The sequence below is a fragment of the Nocardia sp. NPDC005366 genome, from assembly GCF_040606855.1.
GTDB lineage: Bacteria > Actinomycetota > Actinomycetes > Mycobacteriales > Mycobacteriaceae > Nocardia.
The window spans coordinates 16,354-32,450 of sequence record NZ_JBEXFQ010000003.1 but is presented as its reverse complement, the minus strand read 5'-3'; the positions used below and the strand labels follow the sequence as shown (position 1 = coordinate 32,450).

General features: G+C 68.3%; 14 protein-coding genes. 6 read left to right on the top strand and 8 right to left on the bottom strand.

The window, feature by feature from the left end:
* Nucleotides 1-77 precede the first annotated feature (77 nt).
* Entirely contained in the window at nt 78-1,472 is a 1,395-nt protein-coding gene (locus ABZS43_RS04505; RefSeq protein WP_355034414.1) for a M1 family metallopeptidase, read from the top strand.
* Here the strand turns inward: ABZS43_RS04505 and ABZS43_RS04500 are convergent.
* Nucleotides 1,469-2,302 carry a hypothetical protein gene (locus ABZS43_RS04500; protein WP_355034413.1) on the bottom strand — a complete coding sequence of 278 codons (834 nt, stop codon included), beginning with the start codon at nt 2,300-2,302 and terminating at the stop codon, nt 1,469-1,471. The two genes, ABZS43_RS04505 and ABZS43_RS04500, sit on opposite strands and share 4 nt — an antisense overlap.
* A gap of 289 nt (nt 2,303-2,591) precedes the next feature.
* On the opposite strand from ABZS43_RS04500, the gene ABZS43_RS04495 reads away from it, so the two are divergent.
* Nucleotides 2,592-3,113, top strand: coding sequence for a hypothetical protein (locus ABZS43_RS04495; RefSeq protein WP_355034412.1), 522 nt, complete (start codon nt 2,592-2,594; stop codon nt 3,111-3,113).
* Between the two features lie 17 nt (nt 3,114-3,130).
* Here ABZS43_RS04495 and ABZS43_RS04490 read toward each other — a convergent pair whose 3' ends face one another.
* Nucleotides 3,131-5,530: a helicase-associated domain-containing protein gene (locus tag ABZS43_RS04490; protein WP_355034411.1), complete on the bottom strand. Its 2,400-nt coding sequence runs from the start codon at nt 5,528-5,530 to the stop codon at nt 3,131-3,133.
* Between the two features lie 117 nt (nt 5,531-5,647).
* Between ABZS43_RS04490 and ABZS43_RS04485 the strand changes: the two genes are divergently transcribed.
* Complete coding sequence (locus tag ABZS43_RS04485; RefSeq protein WP_355034410.1) at nt 5,648-5,836, top strand: hypothetical protein; 189 nt, start codon at nt 5,648-5,650, stop codon at nt 5,834-5,836.
* A gap of 79 nt (nt 5,837-5,915) precedes the next feature.
* On the opposite strand, the gene ABZS43_RS04480 is transcribed toward ABZS43_RS04485, so the two are convergent.
* A complete protein-coding gene (locus ABZS43_RS04480; protein ID WP_355034409.1) occupies nt 5,916-6,536 on the bottom strand; it encodes a transglycosylase family protein in 621 nt (206 codons plus the stop codon).
* A 402-nt stretch (nt 6,537-6,938) separates the two neighbouring features.
* Nucleotides 6,939-7,181, bottom strand: a complete 243-nt coding sequence (locus ABZS43_RS04475) for a hypothetical protein (protein WP_355034408.1) — start codon at nt 7,179-7,181, stop codon at nt 6,939-6,941.
* 200 nt (nt 7,182-7,381) lie between these two features.
* Here ABZS43_RS04475 and ABZS43_RS04470 point away from each other — a divergent pair, with 200 nt between their 5' ends.
* The gene (locus ABZS43_RS04470) at nt 7,382-7,807 is read left to right on the top strand and encodes a cold-shock protein (protein ID WP_355034688.1); all 426 of its coding nucleotides are present in this window, start codon (nt 7,382-7,384) and stop codon (nt 7,805-7,807) included.
* Between the two features lie 187 nt (nt 7,808-7,994).
* Here the strand turns inward: ABZS43_RS04470 and ABZS43_RS04465 are convergent, their stop codons facing one another.
* The 3 genes from ABZS43_RS04465 to ABZS43_RS04455 form a co-directional block, all read right to left on the bottom strand.
* Complete coding sequence (locus ABZS43_RS04465) at nt 7,995-8,582, bottom strand: DUF2771 domain-containing protein (protein ID WP_355034407.1); 588 nt, start codon at nt 8,580-8,582, stop codon at nt 7,995-7,997.
* Between the two features lie 51 nt (nt 8,583-8,633).
* Nucleotides 8,634-10,535 (bottom strand): MFS transporter, encoded by a 1,902-nt coding sequence (locus ABZS43_RS04460; protein ID WP_355034406.1) that lies wholly within the window; start codon nt 10,533-10,535, stop codon nt 8,634-8,636.
* A 144-nt stretch (nt 10,536-10,679) separates the two neighbouring features.
* Nucleotides 10,680-11,453 (bottom strand): glutaminyl-peptide cyclotransferase, encoded by a 774-nt coding sequence (locus ABZS43_RS04455; RefSeq protein ID WP_355034405.1) that lies wholly within the window; start codon nt 11,451-11,453, stop codon nt 10,680-10,682.
* A 17-nt stretch (nt 11,454-11,470) separates the two neighbouring features.
* Between ABZS43_RS04455 and ABZS43_RS04450 the strand changes: the two genes are divergently transcribed.
* Entirely contained in the window at nt 11,471-12,523 is a 1,053-nt protein-coding gene (locus ABZS43_RS04450) for a DUF3027 domain-containing protein (protein ID WP_355034404.1), read from the top strand.
* 5 nt (nt 12,524-12,528) lie between these two features.
* On the top strand, nt 12,529-15,468 hold the full coding sequence (locus ABZS43_RS04445) for an ATP-binding protein (protein ID WP_355034687.1): 2,940 nt from the start codon (nt 12,529-12,531) through the stop codon (nt 15,466-15,468).
* On the opposite strand, the gene ABZS43_RS04440 is transcribed toward ABZS43_RS04445, so the two are convergent.
* On the bottom strand, nt 15,453-16,070 hold the full coding sequence (locus tag ABZS43_RS04440; RefSeq protein ID WP_355034403.1) for a TetR/AcrR family transcriptional regulator: 618 nt from the start codon (nt 16,068-16,070) through the stop codon (nt 15,453-15,455). The two genes, ABZS43_RS04445 and ABZS43_RS04440, sit on opposite strands and share 16 nt — an antisense overlap.
* Between the last annotated feature and the right edge of the window lie 27 nt (nt 16,071-16,097).

Here is a 16,097-nt window from a genome sequence, read left to right as displayed (position 1 = left end):
CCAGCGGTGCCGAGTCAGGGGTGGTTGTCGAAAGGGGCGGTTGTCGAAAGGGCGGTTATCGAAAGGGCGGTGGTCGAGTGAGGTTGTCCGGCCTCGGGGCCGCGGCAGTGGCGGCGGTACTGGTCGTGGCGCAACCCGCGCTCGCCCTTGCCGATTCGTGCGTCGGGTCTCCCGGCCTCGGTGATCCGTACTACCCGGAGGACGGCAACGGCGGCTACGACGTCCGCCATTACGACGTGACCATCGATTACGACCCGCCGAGTCGCGAACTCGTCGGCCGGACCCGCGTCGACGCGACGGCAACCCAGGCGCTGCGCGCGTTCAACCTGGATTTCGACGGCCCCGCCGTGCGCATGGTGTCGGTGAACAATCTGCCCGCCGCCTTCGATCGCAACGGCGAGCACGAACTGACCGTGACCCCGCTGCTCCCGCTGCTGCCCGGCCTGCCCTTCACCGTCCAGGTCGAGTACGCGGGCCAGGCATCCGACAGCGAGGGCGAGGGCTGGACGATCTCGCCGAGCGGCGGCGCCTTCGTCGCGGGAGAACCGCATTCGGCCACCACCTGGTACCCGCTCAACGACACTCCGCTGGACAAGGCGACGTTCGCCCTGCACGCCACCGTGCCCGCCGAATGGGAGGTGGTCTCCAACGGAACGCGCACCGCAGACACGGTGCGGGGCGATAAGCGGATCGTCGACTGGGAGTCGCGTCGACCGGTGCTCGGCTACCTGACCACCGTCGCCATCGACCGCTTCGGCTTTCTGGAGCAGCGCCGTGCCGACGGGACGCCCCTGTTGAGCGCCTTCGCCCCGGAGTCGGAGGGAAATCGGGAGACCGAGCAGCGGCTTCCCGAGATCCTGGATTTCGCCGAGGCGCTCTACGGGCCGTATCCCTTCGAAGCCGCGGGCGGTATCTACGTCGACGCCGATATCGAATTCTCGCTGGAGACCCAGACGCGGCCGATCTACGCGCCCTGGACCGATCTGCCGACCGTCGTCCACGAAATCGCCCATCAGTGGTGGGGCGATTCGGTGTCGGTGCGCCAGTGGTCCGATATCTGCCTGAACGAATGTTTCGCCAGCTATACCGCCGACTATCTGTGGCCCGAACGCATGGAAGGCGTCGACGTGGACGCGGACTACCGCGACACCGTCACCCGACATCTGAACGATCAGAAATATTGGGATATCCCGCTGGGAAATCCCGGTGCGGGACGGGAGTTCACCTCGGTGTACTACCGGGGCCCACTGTTCCTGCACGCTTTGCGCAAGCGACTCGGTGACGACGTGTTCTTCGGCGCGGTACGCGAATTCATCGCCGCGCACGTCTACGGGAACGCCTCGATGCCGGAGTTCCGCACCTTCGTGCAGACGAAATCGCCGACGGATCTGTCCGGCTTCCTCCGTGCCTGGCTCGATGACACCGTGCCGCCGCCGCGGGAGTACCTCTTTCCCGGCGCGCTGCGCGGTTAGTCGCCGTCGACGCGTTCGCGTGCCCGGCCCGCACGGCGTTCGGCGCGGTCCAGATGCCGCTGGGCGAGCCGAAGCCGTTCCCGCGCGTCGTGTTCGGCGGTTCGGGCGAATTGCCGCTGCTGTTCGGCATGGGAGAGTTCGGCGCGAACGGTGGTGAGGCGTTGCTCCGCCTCGGCGAGCCGATCGGCCGTCAGCTCCGCTTCGGTGCGGGCGGAATCGGCCGCGGCGCGCGCTGATTCGAGTTCGGCGAGGGCCTCGTCCAGTTCCGCGCGGGCCGGGTCCGCGCTCGTCTCGTCGGTCGCGGACGCGGGTTCCTCGGGTGCCGGCGCGGTCGGCGCCGTGGCCAGCGCGGGGCCCGCGGGGCCGAAACCCTCGTAATCGGCCGCGGTCGCGAGCGTGCCCGCGCTGAGCCGCGCGGCGACATCGGAATCCGCCAGTGCCGCGGTCAGCGTCCGGCCGACCTCGCGCACGACGGTGTCGCTGACCGGGCGGCCGTGGTCGGCGGCGAGTGCGCCTGCCCGCTCGGCCATCGCAGTGACGACCTGCTGACGTTGGGTTCCCAAGGCGCGGAGGCGATCGCCGGACAATTCCCGCTGGGCCTTGCGCAGGGCGGCTCCGAGCCGGAGCAACGCGTCCACCTCGGCGGGGGCCGAGCGGGCAAGCAGGTTGGCCGTCCACGCGCTGACGGTCGGTTTGCGCAGGCGGCCGATGGCGTCCGCGAGATCCCGGTCGCCCGCCGCCTTGGCCGCGGCGACGAGACCGGCGCGCGCCGCGACGAATTCCGTGGGATCGAGCCCGTACAGGTCGCGGGCGGCGTCTTCTAGGGCCATACTGTCCAAGCGTAACGATGGGTCCACTCGGTGCGACACATCACACGAGTTGGGCGAACGTCCACGTGGTGGGCGCTTATGGAAGGTATTGTGAGTGAATAATTCTGGACTTCTGCTGCTGTTCGGTCTGGTGCCGAGGATTCTCGGATATTCCACGTTGGGGATGTACGGCCTGACCCTCTGAGGCTGGTCCGTCCGGCCGGGGATCGGATGCGGCCACCGCGATCGTGCAGGTATCCTCACCGCGTTCACGAGCAACGTGAACTTTCCCGGTGAGAGAGGTTTTCACGTGAAGTTCCCAGGTGTGAGGCTGTCGGTGCGCGTCGCGCCGGGCCTCCTGGCGGTGGCCGCCCTCGCGGCGGCGGTGACCGGTTGTTCGGCCGTCGACGATGCGACGAAGTCCGATGTGGCCAAGACCGAGGTCGGCGACTGCATCAACATCACCAACAATTCCCCGACCGCCACCGAAGGCGAGCCGATCGACTGTTCGTCACCGAAGGCCGTCTACAAGGTCTTCCAGACCTTCGGCACCAAAACCGAATGCCCGTCGAACGAATACACCAGCTACACAGAGAAATCGGTGAGTGGCCGGACAACGTTCATGTGCCTCGCACCGAATTTCGCGCAGGGCGCCTGCTACAACGACGTGAGCACCTCTCCCTACAAGTGGGCCGATTGCGCTTCTCCCGACGCGACTTTCAAGGTCCTCCAGCGCATCGACGGGGAAACCGACGAGCTGCTGTGCGACAACGCGCAACAATTCCTCACCGTTCCCGACCCCAAAACCCTTTTCTGCGTGGCCAAGCCGTAGTACGCGCGATCGGCCGGTCAGTCGAGCATGGCCACCGAGGCGATCCGGTGCAGGGTGAAATGCCGGACCGTGCCGGTCACCGGGTCCAGCGCGTCCAGTTGCCCGTTACCCACCTTCAGTGGTTCGACCACACGCTGGATCGCGACGCCCGACGCGTCGACGTAGCCGATATTCACCGACCGCCGCACCTTGGCAGCCAACTGCAGCAATGCCAGGGTCGCGGCGGTGCTGGTGCGGGTGCCGTCGGCGCGCACCTCCTGTCCGGAGCGAGCGCCCGCCGCGCGCTCGCCTGCCCGTAACTCGGCGACGAGCAATTCGAGTTGTCCGGTATTCGGCGCGGAAGGCCGGTAGGGCCTGCGCGCCAGGGGCCGCACCGAGATCCGCGTGCCACGTGGACGCAGATCGACGATGACACCGGCCGAATCCTCGCCGACCGGCGCGAAACCCGCCGCCCGCAGCCGCTCGAGCACTTCGGCGAGCGGGGCCTGGGCGATGGCGACCGTCTCCGCGATGGCCCGTAGCGCCAGTTCACTCGCCACCGGGGCGGCCAGTACCTGGGCCAGCAGCGCTGGGTCGTCGCTGCGAAGGAAGGATTGCGCCATCCCGACTCGAAGGCGGCCGTGTCGTCGCGCCACATCATCGATCAGATATGTCAGTGCTTGCGGTACCGGCGTGCGTGAATACGTTCCGAACAGCGCGTGCAGTTCCGCCGCGGTCATCCCCGCGTCGAGCGCGCGCCGCACCGAGGTTTCCCCGATCCGGTACACGGTGGCCGCGCCCGCGGATTCGACGTCGGCCACGAGGGCTATCCGCCTGCCCAGCTCGGGAACGAGCGGGCCGGGGGCGATCACCGTCAGGTCGGCCTGTACGAGTACATGATCCACCGGCTCGGGCAGCGCCGCCGCCATGGCGGTCTCGGCGTCGGCGGCGTTGGTGGTCGCGCTGTGCAGCAGGGCCCGTGCGGGCGACCCGAGCGCACCACGGCCGACGAATCCCAGTTCCGCGGCCTCGCGCAGCGTATGTGTCACCGCTTCGTTGCGGAAATGCCTGCGCCTGCGCGGTTGCCGCCAGGCCAACACCCGGCCGATATCGGCGGGCTCCAGCGATGTGCCGGAAGGATATTCCGCGAGCAGGCCGAGGATGTCGCGGCGATCCCGTGGCGCGTGCGGATTGCGCAATTCGATCGAGAGCGCGGCCAGCGGTTTGTCATTCGCGTCGCGCATGCCGATCATCCACGGCATCCGGTCCATATCCAGCCAGGCCAGCGCGAGGGTCACCCAGCGACGGGCGGGCGGCGCCTCCAGCCAGCTGTCGGCGGCCGGGGTCGGCGCCCAGAAGTCGTCGGTGGAGTCGATCGCGGGAGCGGGTTCTGGCAAACCCTTCTCGATCAGACTGGCGGCGGCGAGCAATTCGACCAGCAACCCCGCGCGGTTCTCCTCGACGCCGATCTGCTTGGCGATGCGCCGCAACTCCCGCACGCCGAGCCCGCCCGCGCGCAGCGCGGGGGCGGGAAGCTGACCGAGCGATTCCACGATGTCGGCACAATGGCGCAGCAGCTCGCCCACCTCACCCGCCGCGACGGCATTCACCTCCGCGGGCGTGTGCTTACCCGGATCGGGCTTCGGCGGCGTGAGATTGTGCGGATGCGTCACCGGCTCGCGGCGCAGTACCTGGCCGACCGTGACGGGCAGCTCCACCGTCTCGTCATCGATGCGGTGCAGCAGTCGTCGGGTCAGGAGCCGCTGGATGGGACGATCCGCCGGCGTGCCCGGCGCGGCATCCCTCGTGCGTCCGCGCGGGCCGGTGGTGGCGAGTTTGTCCAGCAGCGCGCGTTCGGGCGGGGCGAGTTCGGCCAGCGATGCCACGATCTCGGGTTCGGTCAGCGCGTCCGGGATCTCGGTGGTGCTGCCGAGCGGCCACGGCAGGGCCTCGGCGGTGGCAGGCACCAGGTGCAGATCGTCACCGTCGAGCCAGACGAGGGCGCGGGCCGTCAGCCGCTCCAGGGCGGCGTCCAGCGCCACCTTGGTCACCCGGCCCGTGAGCGCGTCCCGCAACGCCTTGCGGCTCAGCGGCGTGGCGTCTCCCGCGGGACGTGCGGCGCTGTGGACCGTGAGCATCTCCACGATGGCGAATTCGAGAGTGTCGAGATCATCGGTGGCCCTCAGCACCGAGGCGCGCTGTTCGGCGCGCGCCGCGAGCACCGTCATCGAGGAAGGAAGCGGCACAGCCAGATCGGGCCGCACGTGCAGCAGGGCGACCAGTTGAGCGTCGGTGCGCGCGCTCAACCACCCGGCCAGCGAGTCGGTAGCGCGGCGCGCGGGTTTTCGATCCGCTGCCGTCCCTTCCTCGCGCCCGGTGTCGCTGTGCTGCGGCGCGATGCCCCGTGTGGTACCGGGCGTGCCGGACGAGTTGCCCATGTGCTCCCGAGATCGGTCGTCGTATCACCATTCGATTTCGAGACTAATGGAACCTGTCTGTCCGTCGGAGCGTGAGGACGAAGTCGCCGGGGTTGCCGCGCATGTCAGAATAGGGCTGTGGTGAACAAATCGAAGAAACCCTATGTCGACAATGGATGGCCGAAACTGGCCGATGGTGACCACGCCGTCACCGAACTCTCGTCGACTCGTTCCGGTAATCTCTCCCCCTACGGCGAGGACACCGAATTTCCGCTCCCGGCCGATCAGCTGCCCTATGTGCATCCGCAGACGGTGATCAACCGCTGATCTCCGGGCCGGAAGGTCCGCAGATACGAATAAGGCCCCCGCATCCTCGTTGATGCGGGGGCCTTATTCGTGATGAGGTCTACTGGGGCAGGAAGCCCTTGTTGGCCGCGAAGAAGTCCACGACGTGCGGGTCGAGCTGCGCGCCCTTGCTGGCGTTGAGGAAATCGAGAGCCTGCTGCGGAATCTGCACGCCCTGCTGCTGCACCACGGCGATGGCGCGATCCACGGCCTGGAAGATCTCCTGGTTGGCATCGGCGGCCTGGACCTGCGGCGCGGACGGTGTCGGGTTCCAGCGCGGCGATTCGGCGGCGGGGGCGGAGCGCTGGGAGGGGCTGCTGCTCAGGCCGAGCGAGGAGGAGCAGGAGGGCCAAGCGCCCCAGCCTTGGGAGGCCAGAACCTTTTCGGCGACAACGATCTGCTCTTCACGGGATGCCTGATTGGCGCTGGCGGCGTATTCCTGGCCACCGTGGGCTTTCCAGGTGCTGGGCGAGAACTGCAGACCGCCCTGGAAACCATTACCGGTGTTGATGCCCCAGTTGCCGCCGGCTTCGCACTGTGCGAGGCGATCCCAGTCGGAGTCGGGTGCCGCGCTGGCGTTTCCAGCGAGGGCCACACCTGCGGTGCCGATGATGGCGCCGGTGACGGCGACCTTGGCAACGGTGCGACCGGTGGAAGTCGGCTTGCGATGGCGTCCACTCATATCGGGTGTCTTCCTCTCGTCCGCACCTGCGAGAGTCTCGCTCGGGTTCGGACTGAGAGGTCGTCCGTCCCGCCCCCACCCCTGTTTCCGTCGGGGTCCGGTACCCGCGGGGTGAGGTTCGGTGCGGCGGGCCGGTGGTGCCGGGATTGCCCGGCTGAGATAGACGGTACGACGATCGCCGCGAAAAATCACTATTTGATAACCGGCGTGTACGAACAGGTCTCGACACGGTATCGACGCGCGGGAAAACGCTTCCGCGCAGCTAGAAGCGTTCAGAATCGTTGGTTCGCGCGACGCGTGACCCTCGTGACCGGACCGTTATGTGATGAGGATCACATATTGATTCAGCCTTCGTCGACCCGGGTAATCACCGTCGTGCCGCGACGGGTGATTCATGACGGGTCATCGGGATCGGCGGCCGGACCACAGCGCGTAGAACACGCCGAGGATGAAACCGACCGGCGTCAGCATCGCCGTCAGGTAGAGCCACAGCGCCGGATCGGAGTCGCTCAGGATCGGCGTGAGGAAGATGGCGACGATGGCGAGCAGTCCGATAGCGAACAACGCGAGCGCGGCATACAGGAGCCGGTCGCTCGCGCGACGCGGCGGGCCGCTCGGCGGCGGTGGCGCGGATGGGTTCGTCACTCGATGACCGTAAAACTGATGTGCTTCGGCAATCGCCACCGGGGTAGACTCGAGTGCGATCGCGTCCTACAGGCTTGTGGGGCGCGTTCTTTACGCAAACTGACAGAACGTTCGCGACGGTAGACGTCGCAACAGTTCCGGGCAGACGGATGTGCTCGGGCCGATGGGGCCCGGGTTTCGATGATGAACGGGTGAGCACAGTGCCGACCGGCAGGGTTAAGTGGTACGACGTCGAAAAGGGCTTCGGCTTCCTTTCCCAGGACGAGGGGGAGGACGTCTACGTCCGTTCGTCCGCGCTGCCCGACGGCATCGAAGGTCTCAAACCGGGCCAGCGCGTCGAATTCGGCATGGCCGCGGGACGTCGTGGACCGCAGGCCCTCAGCCTGAAGTTGCTCGAGGCCCCGCCGTCGGTGCGCGCCGGGCAGGAACGCGAGCGCGGCGCCCGCAAGGAATCCACCCAGCCGCGTAAGAGCCCCGACGAACTGCACGGCCTGGTCGAAGACATGATCACGCTGCTGGAAACGAAGGTCCAGCCGGACCTGCGCCGGGGAAAATACCCGGATCGCAAGATGACGCAACGTATTTCGGAGGTCGTCCGCGCCGTCGCGCGCGAACTCGATCACTGAGGTTTCGGCGGCCAGGGGGCCGCGAACGGTCGCTCGTAAGACTCGCTCCGGGCGGGGCGGGGAGGGTCTCGTCGCTCTTTCGGGACTGCCAGCGGGAACGTCCGGCCCTGTTTCCTCGTGGGGAATGTCTTGTCCTGCACGGGTTCCGCGCTTGCCAGTGTCGAATTCGTTCCCCTTCGAACGATTCTCAGACCGTGCTGATCGACCAGGCCGCATGGGGGACGTAGAACTCGCGGCCGGTTTCGTCGCGGGCGAGGATCGGCAATTGGAGTTCTACGCCGATGAGGCGCAGTTCCGGTGTCGGGTGCGAATCTATGGTGATCGCCAGTGCGCCTTCGGGGTAGTCGTGTCGGCTGACGACCTGGTCCACCTTCTCGCCGTTCGAGGTCACGTAGACGAGTTGCGCCAGCCAGGGGGCGTCGGCGACTTTCTTGGGCAGCGACAGTTGCAGGGGATAATCGGGCGGCACTTCGAGATCGACGGTGCGGCCCCGCTTGCATTCCGACACGTTCGGGTCGCAGGGTAGGCCCGCGAAGACGGTGCCTTCCGCGTCCGCCGGTCGTTCGGGGAGCACTTTGCAGTCACGCATGCTGACCGCGCAGTAGGCGAACGGCGCCACGTCGACGGTCGTGCCTTTCGCGTAGGCGGTGAGTTCGGGCGTGTGCTCGGGCGCGTCACGGACGGCCACCACCAGTACGCTCACCGTCGCGGCGACGACGACGAACAGCGCCGCCGCGACCAGCGCGAGAACGATGCGGGTTTTCGGCTTGGTCACGACTGCGCCTCGTCGCCGCTCGTCGCCGCATGCGTGATCAGCTCGCTGCGCTCACTCACAGATGGGATCTCCCGTCCCTCGTTGAATACGTGTGATGTCCGATCGCTGGGCCCGCGGTTCCTTGGCGTCATGATGCGCCACCGGGACTTCCTGCTCGGCGTGCAGCGGACGGTGGCCGCCGAAACCGGGCAGCAGGGAATGCCCGCGGTAGCTGACGAAGGTCTGGATCAGGCCGAGCGCGAGTATTCCGGTGACCACCGCGAAACCTTTCCAGTACTCCGTCGGGAGCAGCACACCGGCCGCGCCGCCGATCACCCAGCTGAGCTGGAGCACGGTTTCGGAGCGGCCGAAGCCGGAGGCGATCGATTCCGGCGGCAGATCGTCCTGGATGGAGGCGTCGAGCGACACCTTCGCCAATGCGCTCGCGCCCGCCCCCACCAGCGTGGCCACCGCCGCGCCGAGCAGATTGTCGGTGAACACCGCGAACAGCGCGACCGCGGTGCACGCCGCGGTGCAGCCGAGGACGATCAGCTGCGGCCTGCCGAAGGTGAGCCGGGCCCCGGTCGCGTTGCCGGTGAAATTGCCGACTGCCGCGGCGACACCGACCACGCCGAGCATGGCGGCCTGGTGCCAGCCGCCGTCGCCCGTGGCCTTGGCGACGAATGCCACGTAGAACGTCAGGAATCCGGTCAGCACCCGGATGGCGCTGTTACCCCACAGACCGGTGACCACGGCCCGCCCCAACGGCTGACGTCGCTTACGCGGGGGCACCGCCGAGGGATCGTTCGAGGTGGCCAGCACCTCGGTCGTCGAATCGTCGCCGTGATAGCTCAGCGTGGTCGGCACTTCGCCTTCGGTGACCTCGACCCAGCGCGGGATGCGCAGGCTCAGATAGGCGCCGGTGGCGGCGATGGCCGTGGCGAGCACGAGCGCCCCGGTGGAACCGGCGATCGATGCGGCCAGCGCGGCCAGCGCGCCGGCGCCGATGGTGCCGCCGACCAGACCGAAGACGGTCAGCCGGGAATTGGTGCGCACCAGATCTATATCCGGTGGCAGCACGCGTGGCGTCACCGCGCTCTTGAGGACCGCGAACGATTTACTGCCGACCATCATGCACAGCGCGAGCGGATACAGCGCCCACGAATCGATCTGGAAGATCAGAACCACCGCGACCACCGCGCGGATCGCGTACGAGGCCGCCAGCGCCAGCCTGCGGCCACGCTGCAGACGATCGAGCAGCGGACCGATCACCGGTGCGATCACCGCGAACGGCGCGATCGTGATCAGCAGATACAGCGCGACCTTCGATTTGCTCTCCGCGGTCGCGCTGGCGAAGAACAGCGTGTTGGCCAAGGCCACGGCGATCGCGGCGTCGAGGGCGAAATTGGCCATTGTCGCGTAGGTCAGCGCGGTCAGGCCCGACTTGTCCGCGCCGTCGGCTTTGGCGGCGCGCTGGAAGGTCGCGAAACCCTTCTCGGTGAGTTCGCGGCCCCGCATGGCGGCGACCCGGGTGACCGTCAGCTTGCGCGGCACACGCCGCGTACCGGCCTTTTCCTCGGTCGGCGGCTCGGTATCCATGGGCCGGGTCGGAGCGGGCCGGGTCGGAGCGGGCCGGGGTGGTTCCTCGCGCGCGGGTGCTGGTTTACCGGGAAAGACATGGCGCGGTGTGCCGGGCGGGCGCGCGGAAGCGTCCTCGCGGCGGGCGCCGGGGATGCGGCGCGTCTCCGCACGAGGATCGGGCGAGCGTCGCGGGTCACCCTCCGGCGGGACGGACGGCCTGCGGCGATCGGCCCGCGGGGCTTCGCGCTGCGGGTCCAAAGGCGGCAGCGGTCTGCGGCGCGCGGAGGAGTTGGGTGGCGGATACCGGTCGAAACCCGGGTGCCGTTCGATCGGGGGCTCCTCGCCGTCCCACGGACCACGGGCGGGACCGGAGGGTTCGCGGGGAGTAGTCACACTGACAATTCTGGACTATCGGCCAACGGTGGTCTTCAGGCCGTGTGCGTCAGTGTCGCGAAAGTCGCATCCTGGTATCCGGCGTATTCCGGCGGCGCCCGACACACCGGGAAGATGCGACGTTGTGTCGCAACGCGATCGGATTCAAGCGGGAACGAAACGCACGTCGAAGATGGTCGGCCAATACTTGCCGGTGACGAGGAATCGGTCGGTGCCGGGCAGTTGCGCGATGCCGTTGAGCACGTCGGTTTTCGCGCGCTCGGCAGGGGAGAGCAGACCACGGGCGTCGATGACGGCGAGCACCTCGCCGGTGTCGGGATCGATGCGAAGGATGCGGTCGGTGGGGTAGTCGTTGGCATAGACCGAACCGTCCCGCGCGCACTCGAGCTCGTTGAGGTGCGCGCCGCCGCGGCGGCGCAGGGTGACCGTGCCGACAGGTTCGAAGGTGACCGGATCGCGGAAGGTGAGCGTATCGGTGCCGTTGCTCATGACCAGGCGGTCCGCCCTGGCGCACAGGCCCCAGCCCTCACCGTCGTAGGTCACCTGCCCGCGCGCCTGCAGTGTGACGGGATCCCTGGCGAAGGCGACGTGGTTCTGCCAGGTGAGCTGCCACAGGGTGGCACCGGCGATGGTCATGCCTTCGCCGAAATACGGGGCGGGCACATCGACGCGGGCCAGTTCGACCCCGGAATCCACATCCGTGGCGCGCACAGTCGACGCGCCCGGCATCCCGGTGCTTTCGTACCGCACTTTGCCGCCCACTTCGAGTCCCTGTGTGAACGCCTTCGGATCGTGCGGCAGGGTGCCGACGACCTCGATGCGCAGCTGCGGAGGCTCCTCGTCGACACCGCCGCATCCTGCCGCCGCGAGCAGGCAGACGAGGACTGGGACGGCCAACGAACGCCGATTGCGTTCCATACGGCAAAATGTAGGCCGTGAGCGCAGTTTCTGTTTCGGAGCCCGGTGTCCGGCCGATTCTGGCCGATGCCGTGGACGTTGCCCGCCGCGCGCTCCTGGAGTTGGAACCAGCGGCGGTCGGCGCACACCTCGGCGTCACCGCCGAGGACGAGAGTGCGGCGACGCACCGCTTCGAAGCCACCATGCGCGGCTATCGCGGCTGGCAGTGGGCGGTCGTGGTAGCGGCTCCGCCCGGCGCCCAATACGCGACCGTCAGCGAATCGGCGTTGCTGCCGGGCCCGGACGCCCTGGCCGCCCCCGAATTCGTGCCGTGGGAGCAGCGGGTCCGTCCCGGCGATCTCGCGCCGGGTGATCTGCTCGCACCGCCCGCGGGCGATCCGCGCCTCGTCCCCGGCTATGTCGCCACCGGCGATCCGGTTGTCGACGAGGTCGCGCTCGAACTCGGCCTCGGTCGCACCAAGGTGCTCTCGCTCGAAGGCCGCGAAGAAGCGGCCGAGCGCTGGTACGCCGCCTTCGGCCCCGATACCGAGATGGCCAGAGCGGCCCCGTCCACCTGTGGCCGCTGTGGTTTCTACGTACCTCTGGCCGGGGCCCTGCGCGCCGCCTTCGGCGTCTGCGGCAACGCGATGGGCGCGGACGGCCACGTCGTCCACACCGAGTACGGCTGCGGCGCGCACTCCGACGTGGAAGCTCCCGTCGGCGGCGGGTCGCCCCTCTACGAGGCGTACGACGACGCCGCCTACGACGTTGTCCCCCCGGAACCGGCGCGCGAGAGCGGGCCGACCGACGCCGTAGCCACCGACGCGGCGCAGGCCCCCGATCTCGCCGTGGCAGACGAGACCAGCACGGCGGCGGCACCGGACGCGGGCGCGGTGGAAACCCCACCCGTGACGGATACCGAGGCAGAGGCGGCAGAGGCATCGACGGCATCGACGGCATCGGTGGCATCGGTGGCATCGGTGGCATCGGCCGACTCCGCGGCATCGGAGTCGGAGGCCGGTGACGCACCTTCCGACGACGGTGCACGAGATACGGGTTCGGCGGAGTTCCGATCAGCGTCGCAGAGTTGAGCGAGGTGGCCGATCCGTTCGGCTCGGAGCGGCTGCGGTCCGGGGTGCTCGCCGCGTGGCGGGATTCGCCGACCAGGCTGCGGGAGGACGCCGCGACCGAGGCGGATCTGGTCCGCTCCGGATACCGCGACCGGTTGCTGACGGAACTGGCGCAGAACGCCGCCGACGCCGCGGCGAAGGCCGGGGTGCCCGGCCGCATGTCGGTGCGACTGGACGGGCGGATTCTCCGGATCGCCAATACCGGTGCGCCCATGGATATCGACGGTGTGCATTCGCTGACCGCGTTGCGCGTGTCGGGCAAACTCGACCCCGACGTATCGGTCGGTCAGTTCGGTGTGGGTTTCACCGCGGTCCTGTCGGTCAGCGACGATATCGAATTGCGCTCCACCTCCGGCTCCCTGCATTTCTCGCGTGACCGAACCCGAGCCGCGCTGCGCGACAACGCGATCCGCGTCCCAGACGAGGCGACGCCCGGTGCCGGGGCGGCGGATACCGGATTCGTCCCGCCCGTCCTGCGTTTGACGTGGCCGCTGCCCGATCCGCCCGCGGCGGGCGCGGATACCGAGGTCGTCCTGCGGCTGCGCGACGACGTGGACGAGCGAGCCCTGCTCGAATCCATGCGCGCCGAAGCCGTCGATCTGCTGCTCGAACTTCCCGCGTTGCAGAGTATTCGGATCGGTGACGACGAGATCACCAGTGCGGTGGTAGATCTCGACCACGGATTGCAGGAGCTGCGGGTCACGGTTCGGGGTGAACAACCGCGGGTCTGGTGGCAGTTCCGTACGGCACGCGCCCGGTGGCTCGTCCCCGTCCGCAAAGGCAGGCCGGTTCCGGCCGCCGAGGACGTGTTGCGCGCACCGACCCGCTCCGATGAGGAGCTGTCCCTGCCCGCGCTGCTGATCGCCGACATTCCCATGCAACCGGATCGCAGGCGATTGCTGCCGGGCGCCCGTATCGCCGAATTGGCGACCGGATACGCGGAATTCGCCCGCGCACTGCCGCGCCTGGACCGCCTCGTCCTCGTCCCAGCCCCCCGTTTCGCCCGCGGCGAGACCGATGCCATCCTGCGCGAGGCCATCCTTCGCGAACTGCGCACCCACCCGTGGCTCCCGGTCGTCGCGACCGGTCGGCCCGCCGTGACCGCATTCGACTGGGATCCGCTCGACGCGCCCGCTCCGGAGAACCGAACCGGAGCGGCGGACCCGGCCGGTTCCGGAACCGGCGTCGGCCCGACGACCGAAGACTTCACCGCCATCCCCACCCGCGCGAGTGTATTGACCGGGCTGAGTGCGGAATTGGCGGATCTGCTCGATGACATGATCGGTCCGCTGGTGGTTCCCGAGCTGTCCGCACCCGCGCATACCGAGGCGCTCGCGGTGCTGGATGTGCATCGGCTCGGATTGGCGCGGCTGGCCGAGCTCTCGGGCGGGCTGGAGCGAACCCCGCTCTGGTGGCACCGGCTCTACGAGGCGCTCGAGCCGTTCGTCGTCGATCCCTTGGCGGCCGAGGAGCTGGGGGCGCTGGCCGTGCCGCTTGCCGACGGCCGGGTGGTCACCGGCCCGCGCACCGTGGTGCTCGGCGACCGGCTCGATATCGCGATTCCGCTGCACTGGGCACGTCTGGTGCATCCCGATGCGGCGCATCCACTGCTCGCGCGGCTGGGAGCGCGCAGTGCCACCCCGGAGGATCTGCTGAACGATCCGGGACTGCGCGCCGAACTAGAGGATCACCCCGACGATCCCGAGATCGCCGACGCGATTCTGCGACTCGCGACGCGCGCCGAGCCCCGGCTGCTGCCCTCGTGGCTCGGGCGGCTCGAATTACCCGATACCGCAGGAGAATTACGTCCCGCCGACGAACTGCTGCTACCGGGTGCGCCGCTGTATCCGCTGATGGCCGAGGATACGCCGCTGGGCACCCTGGCCGAGGAGGTCGTCGACCGCTACGGCGCGGATGCCCTGCGCGCGATCGGCGTCGGCTGGGATTTCGCCGTTGTCGCCGAATCCGATCCGACCGGACCCGATCACGATCTGGACGACGAGCAATCCTGGTGGGCGGGACTGACGGAGGAGCCGCGAGAGTTCGCCGCGGTCCGCGATCTGGATCTGGTGGACGAGATCGCCTGGCCGGATGCGTTGCTCCAGTTGGTGTCCGAGCCGGCGACCCGTCGCCTGGTGGCTGACCCGGACGGCTACACCGCGTGGTGGCTGCGCCGACACGCCCGTATCGACGGCAGCCGACTCGGCCTCTACCGGCATCCAGAGGATCCCGAATTCGTGGGGCTGCTACCGGAATTCACCTTCGACGGATTCACCCGGTCCGATCTCGACGGCCTGCGCGCGGTTTTCGTGAACCCGGACGCCATGACAGTGGATCTGGCCGAGGCATTGCTGGACGCGCTCGCCGACGCGTCGAAGACCCCCGCTCCCGAGGTGGTCGCCCGCGCGCATCGATTGCTCGCGAGCGCGGTCGCCGACGAACGCCTCGATCTGGCCGACCTCGATCTACCCGAACATGTCCGCGTCCTGTCCGGCGAGGCCGCCGACCCGGCCGGTGTCATGGTGCTGGACCGGCCCTGGTTCGGCCTTGTCGTGCCCGCGCAGCGCCTTGTGCTCGGTGACGAGGAGTGCGCGCCCGCCCTGGCGCGATTGCTGGATCTGCCTCTGGTCTCCGATTCCGTCACCGCGGAGGTGATCGGTTCCGGCCGCCGCACCACCTGGTCGGCGGAACCGCTCGGTGTCGTGTGGCGTCGGATCTTCGCACTTCCGCCGCAGGACGGTGATCTGGTGATTCACGACGAGTTGCGCGTGCGGTTGTCCGGCGCGGTGACCGCGACGATCTCGGTGCCCTGGTGGCGCGATGGTGCGACAACCCACGTGAGCGTCCCGCGCGCCGTCGACCGAGCGAGTGTTCCGGCGCGCGAAATCCCCTATGCCGTCGAATAACCCGCGAGCATTCCGCTGAGCAGATCCAACTGCTCGCGCACCGCTTCGCTGTCGTTGTCGACCAGCCAGCGCAGCACCACCCCGTCGATGACATTGAGGGTGAACCGGCTCAGTATCGGCACCGGGACCGACCACTGGGTGGCGGTGGCGTCGCGCGCGTGGTCGAGTATGTCGGCCACCGTGGAATCGTTGAATGTGTACTGTTCGCGCGCGATCGCGATTTTCGCGGGGGTCTGTTCTCCTTCGCGCAATGCGTAAGTGGTGGTTTCGTAGGTGAGTAGTTGTCGTTCGGGCGTGGCTTCGATGTTGAGCCACATGAGTTCGAGTCCGGCGCGCACCAATCTTTGAAGCGCTTCTTTTCCAGTTCCGACGTCCTGCCATACCGTTTCATTGGCATCGACGGAATCGCGTAATTCCATCGCGAGCGCTTTGACCAGCTCGGTCATCAGCGCGTCCTTGTTTTCGAAACAGTAATGCACCACACCGAGCGAAACGCCCGCCGCCTGAGCCACATCGCGCGTGGTCACACCGGCAACGCCCTTTTTCTCGGCTAGGCCGATCGCCGCCTCGATAAGGTGGGCCCGTCGTTCTTCGACGCTCAATCGGGAGGACACCTCAGCGAGTTAAGC